At 42.5% G+C, this 6,676-nt stretch carries 11 protein-coding genes; all 11 read right to left on the reverse strand.

Annotated elements, in window-relative coordinates; all coding sequences use genetic code 11:
* Positions 1 to 685 precede the first annotated feature (685 nt).
* Positions 686 to 1,087 carry a 50S ribosomal protein L17 gene (gene rplQ / locus ATS71_RS03465; protein ID WP_006794892.1) on the reverse strand — a complete coding sequence of 134 codons (402 nt, stop codon included), beginning with the start codon at positions 1,085 to 1,087 and terminating at the stop codon, positions 686 to 688.
* 39 nt (positions 1,088 to 1,126) lie between these two features.
* Complete coding sequence (locus ATS71_RS03470; RefSeq protein ID WP_008127834.1) at positions 1,127 to 2,113, reverse strand: DNA-directed RNA polymerase subunit alpha; 987 nt, start codon at positions 2,111 to 2,113, stop codon at positions 1,127 to 1,129.
* A 24-nt stretch (positions 2,114 to 2,137) separates the two neighbouring features.
* Positions 2,138 to 2,758, reverse strand: a complete 621-nt coding sequence (gene rpsD, locus ATS71_RS03475; protein WP_002959461.1) for a 30S ribosomal protein S4 — start codon at positions 2,756 to 2,758, stop codon at positions 2,138 to 2,140.
* Between the two features lie 21 nt (positions 2,759 to 2,779).
* Complete coding sequence (gene rpsK, locus ATS71_RS03480; protein ID WP_002959471.1) at positions 2,780 to 3,166, reverse strand: 30S ribosomal protein S11; 387 nt, start codon at positions 3,164 to 3,166, stop codon at positions 2,780 to 2,782.
* 12 nt (positions 3,167 to 3,178) lie between these two features.
* A complete protein-coding gene (gene rpsM / locus ATS71_RS03485; protein WP_006794252.1) occupies positions 3,179 to 3,535 on the reverse strand; it encodes a 30S ribosomal protein S13 in 357 nt (118 codons plus the stop codon).
* Positions 3,536 to 3,660: 125 nt separating this feature from the next.
* Positions 3,661 to 3,774: a 50S ribosomal protein L36 gene (rpmJ, locus tag ATS71_RS03490; RefSeq protein ID WP_002959476.1), complete on the reverse strand. Its 114-nt coding sequence runs from the start codon at positions 3,772 to 3,774 to the stop codon at positions 3,661 to 3,663.
* A gap of 22 nt (positions 3,775 to 3,796) precedes the next feature.
* Positions 3,797 to 5,125 carry a preprotein translocase subunit SecY gene (gene secY / locus ATS71_RS03495; RefSeq protein ID WP_058403567.1) on the reverse strand — a complete coding sequence of 443 codons (1,329 nt, stop codon included), beginning with the start codon at positions 5,123 to 5,125 and terminating at the stop codon, positions 3,797 to 3,799.
* Between the two features lie 10 nt (positions 5,126 to 5,135).
* The gene (gene rplO, locus ATS71_RS03500; protein ID WP_006794250.1) at positions 5,136 to 5,570 is read right to left on the reverse strand and encodes a 50S ribosomal protein L15; all 435 of its coding nucleotides are present in this window, start codon (positions 5,568 to 5,570) and stop codon (positions 5,136 to 5,138) included.
* Between the two features lie 4 nt (positions 5,571 to 5,574).
* Positions 5,575 to 5,757 carry a 50S ribosomal protein L30 gene (rpmD, locus tag ATS71_RS03505; protein WP_002959482.1) on the reverse strand — a complete coding sequence of 61 codons (183 nt, stop codon included), beginning with the start codon at positions 5,755 to 5,757 and terminating at the stop codon, positions 5,575 to 5,577.
* Between the two features lie 2 nt (positions 5,758 to 5,759).
* Positions 5,760 to 6,266, reverse strand: coding sequence for a 30S ribosomal protein S5 (rpsE, locus tag ATS71_RS03510; RefSeq protein WP_006794249.1), 507 nt, complete (start codon positions 6,264 to 6,266; stop codon positions 5,760 to 5,762).
* Positions 6,267 to 6,275: 9 nt separating this feature from the next.
* Complete coding sequence (gene rplR, locus ATS71_RS03515; protein WP_006794248.1) at positions 6,276 to 6,626, reverse strand: 50S ribosomal protein L18; 351 nt, start codon at positions 6,624 to 6,626, stop codon at positions 6,276 to 6,278.
* Positions 6,627 to 6,676 lie beyond the last annotated feature (50 nt).

Here is a 6,676-nt window from a genome sequence, read left to right on the forward strand (position 1 = left end):
TGTTTTTGTCAACACTTAATTTTAAACTTTATAAAAATCTAAACCTAAGTTTCACTCGACTCACTAATGTGGTTTGCTTGGCTCGCTAAGCGTTGCCTGCTCTGCCGTCTCAGTGGGGTCGCATTATAGGGAGATCCAAAAACAGATCAACCCTTTTTTGAAGAAAACTTGAAAAAACATGTTGTTCGCTGGGAATTTAGGCTAAACGGTCAAAAAGGCAACTAAACCTACTCATATTTGACCTTTAAAGCTATTAAAGCTGATTGTTTGAAAGAAGCTTTTTATAATTGCTGCTTAGATTATCCAGAAAACTAATTGTTTAATTAAACATGGCCATTTAGATTTGTGGCAAATAAGTTCATCAGTCAGAAATTCAAGTGTGTAAAGTTAATACGCTATTACTACATATAATCTGTTATGGCTTTTTTCTGTTTATACCAATCAACCATCTCAGTCGTTACGATGTTATGGCGCTATTGAATAAATAACTTTTTCAGTAAGTAAAAAGTAACAATTCTCAATACAATTGCACTATTGTTTTCTATTCTAATCAGGCTGATTTACAAGATGAAAGGAAGGAGAGTTAATTTACTAATAATATCGAGCAAACGGTATATCCGGTTTGAGTGAAATTTAGACATTAAAAAAGCCGAGCATATGCTCGGCTTTTAGGTTTCTTTAAGACTTACTCTGCAGACTGTGCGTCTTCTTGAACTTCTTCGCTAGTCGCTGGGCGACCAACTAGTTCAATATAAGCCATTGGTGCATTATCACCAGTACGGAAGCCACACTTAAGAATACGAGTGTAACCACCTGGACGATCCGCATTACGTGGACCGATTTCACTGAATAATTTACCAACAACTTCATTGTCGCGCGTGCGAGCAAACGCTAAACGGCGGTTTGCTACACTGTCAGTCTTAGCCAGTGTGATTAAAGGTTCAATTACACGACGTAACTCTTTCGCTTTTGGCAAAGTTGTTTTGATGATTTCATGTTTCACCAAAGAACCTGCCATATTGCTGAACATCGCTTTACGATGGCTACTGTTACGGTTTAATTGACGACCACTCTTACGATGGCGCATGACCCTATCCTTCTAACTAAACTAATATAGTGATTTAGATTATTCAGCTAAACTTGCAGGTGGCCAATTTTCTAGGCGCATACCTAGAGAAAGACCACGTGAAGCTAGCACGTCTTTAATTTCAGTTAGAGACTTCTTACCTAAATTAGGCGTTTTAAGAAGCTCAACTTCAGTGCGCTGAACTAAATCACCGATATATTGAATTTGCTCGGCTTTCAAACAATTTGCTGAGCGTACTGTTAGTTCAAGATCATCGACTGGACGAAGCAGAATAGGATCGAATTCTGGTTTCTCTTCTTTCTCTTCTGGCTCAGTTACATCACGTAAATCTACGAATGCATCTAATTGCTCAGCTAAGATAGTAGACGCACGGCGGATCGCTTCTTCAGGATCTAATGTACCGTTTGTTTCCATATCAATGATTAATTTGTCTAAATCTGTACGTTGCTCAACTCGAGCTGATTCAACCGAGTACGCAATACGTTCAACTGGGCTGAATGATGCATCAAGCAACAATCTACCAATTGGACGCTCATCGTCATCAGAGGATAAACGACTAGATGCCGGCACATAACCACGACCGCGCTCAACACGAATACGCATGCTGATCTCGCTGTTACCTGTAGTTAAATTACAGATAACGTGATCTGGATTAGCAATTGTTACATCGCCATCGTGCTGAATATCAGCCGCAGTAACAGGGCCTACACCAGATTTAGTCAGGGTCAGAAAAACTTCATCTTTGCCTTCTAACGTTACTGCTAAACCTTTAAGGTTTAATAGTATTTCAATGATGTCTTCTTGAACGCCTTCTTTCGCGCTGTACTCATGTAATACACCGTCGATTTCTACTTCAGTTACTGCACATCCAGGCATAGATGAAAGTAATATACGGCGTAAAGCATTACCCAGAGTGTGACCAAAGCCACGCTCTAATGGTTCTAAAACTATTTTAGAACGCGTTGGGTTTATAGCGTCGATGTCGACTAACCTTGGTTTTAGAAATTCTGTAACAGAACCCTGCATTTTATCCTCTCTTAACTCTTAACTTTACTTAGAGTAAAGTTCGACGATTAGTTGTTCATTAATGTCCGCAGACAGGTCTGAACGCTCAGGTAGACGCTTAAAGCTGCCTTCCAATTTCTTACCGTCAACTTCAACCCAAGTCGGCTTTTCACGTTGCTCAGCCAACTCTAGAGCAGCGATGATACGTGCTTGTGTCTTAGACTTCTCACGGATTACTACAGTATCTTCTGGAGTAATTACGTATGAAGGAATGTTCACAACACGACCATTAACTAGAATCGCTTTGTGGCTTACTAACTGACGTGCTTCAGCGCGTGTGCTAGCAAAACCCATGCGATATACAACATTGTCTAAACGTTGCTCTAAAAGCTGTAACAAGTTTTCACCTGTATTACCTTTAAGGCGAGCAGCTTCTTTATAGTAGTTACGGAACTGCTTTTCTAGTACACCGTAGATACGACGAACTTTTTGCTTTTCACGTAATTGTAAACCGTAATCAGATAGACGACCTTTACGAGCGCCGTGCTGACCAGGTGCAGTCTCAAGTTTACACTTAGAGTCGATAGCTCTTACGCCGCTCTTAAGGAACAGGTCAGTACCTTCACGACGACTCAGCTTGAGCTTAGGGCCCAAATATCTTGCCATGTTATTTCTCCTAACCTATTGTTAAACGCGACGTTTCTTCGGTGGACGACAACCATTATGTGGTATTGGCGTCACGTCAGTAATGTTGGTAATACGGTAACCAGCAGCATTCAAAGCACGTACAGCAGATTCACGACCTGGACCTGGACCTTTGATGAAAACTTCTAGATTTTTTAAACCGTATTCTTGAGCAGCAGTACCTGCACGCTCTGCAGCAACCTGAGCAGCAAATGGTGTAGATTTACGTGAACCACGAAAACCTGAACCACCGGCAGTAGCCCATGATAGTGCATTACCTTGACGGTCGGTAATCGTTACAATAGTGTTGTTGAAAGAAGCATGAACATGAGCCATACCATCAGCAACTTGTTTTTTAACCTTTTTACGACGAATTGGTGTCTTAGCCATAATACTATCCCCTTATCGCTTAATAGGCTTACGAGGACCCTTACGGGTACGCGCGTTAGTCTTAGTTCTTTGACCACGAAGTGGTAAAGAGCGACGGTGACGTAGGCCACGGTAACAACCAAGGTCCATAAGGCGCTTGATATTTAATGTAACTTCACGACGAAGGTCACCTTCAACAGTGTACTTGCCAACTGCATCACGCAGTACGTCAAGTGTTTCGTCAGAAAGTTCACCGATTTTTGTGGTTTCGGCGATACCAGTCGCTGCTAAGATAGCCTTAGAGCGAGTCTTACCTATGCCATAAATAGCTGTTAAACCAATAACTGCATGTTTATGATCAGGGACGTTAATGCCAGCAATACGGGCCACTAACACATCTCCTATATTCGAATTTGGTAATCAAAAGTTTGAAAAGCCCGTAAGGATACTCAAACGAAGACCAAATCACTACTAAAAACACAGGCCGAGAAATCTCAGCCTGCACGACTGTTTACTTAGCCTTGCCTTTGCTTATGCTTAGGCTCACTGCAAATTACGCGTACTACACCAGCACGTTTAATAACTTTACAGTTACGGCATATTTTCTTAACGGAAGCACGTACTTTCATTGCTCAACTCCGTAAACTGACCTTATCGACCGTAGCCTTTAAGGTTCGCTTTTTTCAGCACAGAATCATACTGATGAGACATCAGGTGAGTCTGTACTTGTGCCATAAAGTCCATGATTACAACAACGATAATCAAAATTGATGTACCGCCGAAATAGAATGGCGTTTGCCATGCCATAGTCATGAATTCGGGCACCAGACAGATAAAGGTTATATACAAAGCACCTGCCAATGTCAGGCGTGTCATCACTTTATCAATGTATTTAGATGTCTGCTCACCTGGACGAATACCTGGGATAAATGCGCCAGATTTCTTAAGGTTATCTGCAGTTTCACGCGGGTTAAATACCAACGCTGTGTAGAAAAAGCAGAAGAAGATAATAGCCGCAGCTAAAACAAGTGAGTACAAAGGTTGACCTGGAGTCAACGTTGTAGCTACAGCTTGTAATGCATCAGCGACAGGACCTTCACCTTGGCCGAACCAGCTAGCAATTGTACCAGGGAACAGAATTATACTACTAGCAAAGATTGGTGGAATAACACCCGCCATGTTTACTTTTAGTGGTAAATGCGTGCTTTGAGCAGCAAATACTTGACGACCTTGTTGGCGTTTAGCGTAGTTAACAACAATACGTCGTTGTCCACGTTCGAAAAACACTACAAGATAAGTAACAGCGAATACTATAACCGCAACCATAAGTAGTACAAAAACATTCAAATCACCTTGGCGCGCCATTTCGACTGTCGAACCAATAGCAGACGGCAAGTTAGCTACAATACCAACAAATATTAGAACTGAAATACCGTTACCGATACCACGTTCTGTTATTTGTTCACCCAACCACATAAGGAACATAGTACCTGTTACTAAACTCACCACAGCGGTGAAATAGAAACCCATACCCGGGTTAACAACTAACCCGTTCATCATGCCCGGTAAGCTAGTAGCAATACCGATAGATTGAATAGTAGCTAGCACAAGCGTGCCGTAGCGTGTGTACTGGCTAATTTTTTTACGCCCTTGCTCACCTTCTTTCTTAAGCTCTATAAACGGAGGATACATATGCGTTAATAGTTGCGTAATAATCGAAGCCGAGATATACGGCATAATACCCAGTGCTAACACTGAAGCACGCTCAAGTGCACCACCACTGAACATGTTGAACATTTCAACAATGGTGCCCTTTTGTTGCTCGAAGAAATCGGCAAGTACAGCGGCGTCAATCCCAGGGATCGGCACAAATGAACCTAGACGGTAAATTATGATAGCGCCCAATACGAAGAGTAATCGACGCTTCAATTCCGAAAGCCCACTTTGTGCACTTTGTGTATCTTGACCTGGTTTAGCCATTTGTACTTCCTTAGTCTTCTACCTTGCCTCCGGCAGCTTCAATAGCTTCGCGTGCACCCTTAGAGGCTTTGAGGCCTTTAAGTGTAACAGCGCGTGAAACTTCACCAGATTTAACAACTTTAACGAAAAGAACGTTCTTTTTAACTAGACCAGCTGCTTGTAACGCGCTTAGGTCTACCACATCGCCTTCAACTTTAGCGATTTCAAAAAGGTTAACTTCTGCAGATACTAAAGATTTGCGTGAAGTAAAACCAAATTTAGGTAGACGACGTTGCATAGGCATTTGACCGCCTTCAAAACCAACGCGTACTTTACCGCCAGAACGTGACTTTTGACCTTTGTGACCACGGCCACCAGTCTTACCAAGACCAGAACCGATACCACGACCAACACGTTTAGGGGCAGTTTTTGAACCTGCAGCAGGTGAAAGTGTATTCAAATGCATGAAATTAACCCTCTACCTTAACCATGTAAGAAACCTTGTTTATCATACCACGTACACATGCTGTGTCTTCTAACTCAACAGTGTGATTGATACGACGTAAACCAAGACCGCGTAATGTAGCTTTATGCTTCGGTAAACGACCGATAGAGCTTTTTACTTGTGTTACTTTTACAGTTTGATTAGCCATGGTTACCCCAGTATTTCTTCTACGCGAAGGCCACGTTTTGCAGCGATAGACTGTGGAGAATTCATATTCTCAAGAGCCGAAATCGTTGCACGTACTACGTTGATTGGGTTAGTAGAACCGTAACATTTAGATAGTACGTTCTGAACACCAGTCACTTCTAGTACTGCACGCATAGCGCCACCTGCGATGATACCAGTACCTTCAGAGGCTGGTTTCATGAACACTAGTGAGCCAGCATGACGTCCCTTAACAGGATGCTGTAATGTATTGCCATTTAGGTCTACATTGATCATGTTGCGACGTGCTTTTTCCATTGCTTTTTGAATAGCAGCTGGAACTTCACGTGCTTTACCATAACCAAAACCTACTTTACCTGCGCCGTCACCAACTACAGTTAGTGCAGTAAAGCTAAAGATACGACCACCTTTAACTACTTTAGACACACGGTTTACCGCGATTAGCTTTTCAGCTAGATCAGGCTGTTGTTGCTTTGCTTCTACGTTAGCCATTGTCTACTCCTAGAATTGCAAACCGGCTTCACGCGCAGCATCAGCTAGCGCCTTCACACGGCCGTGATATTTAAAGCCACTGCGATCAAAAGCAATCTTTTCGATGCCTTTGTCAGCCGCACGTTCAGCAACCGCTTTGCCAACTGCTTGCGCAGCTTCAACGTTACCGGTGCCTTTAACTGTTTCGCTAATAGCCTTCTCAACAGTAGAAGCAGCAGCCAGTACATTACCCTCAGCATTAATTACTTGAGCGTAAATGTGACGTGGCGTGCGGTGGATAACAAGACGCGTTGTGCCTTGTTCAATATAATTTCTACGAGTGCGTTTAGCACGACGTAGACGAGCTGTTTTTTTATCCATCGTCTTACCTTACTTCTTCTTAGCCTCTTTACGGCGTACATTCTCATCTG

Source organism: Pseudoalteromonas sp. H71, from assembly GCF_001468485.1.
Classification (GTDB): domain Bacteria; phylum Pseudomonadota; class Gammaproteobacteria; order Enterobacterales; family Alteromonadaceae; genus Pseudoalteromonas.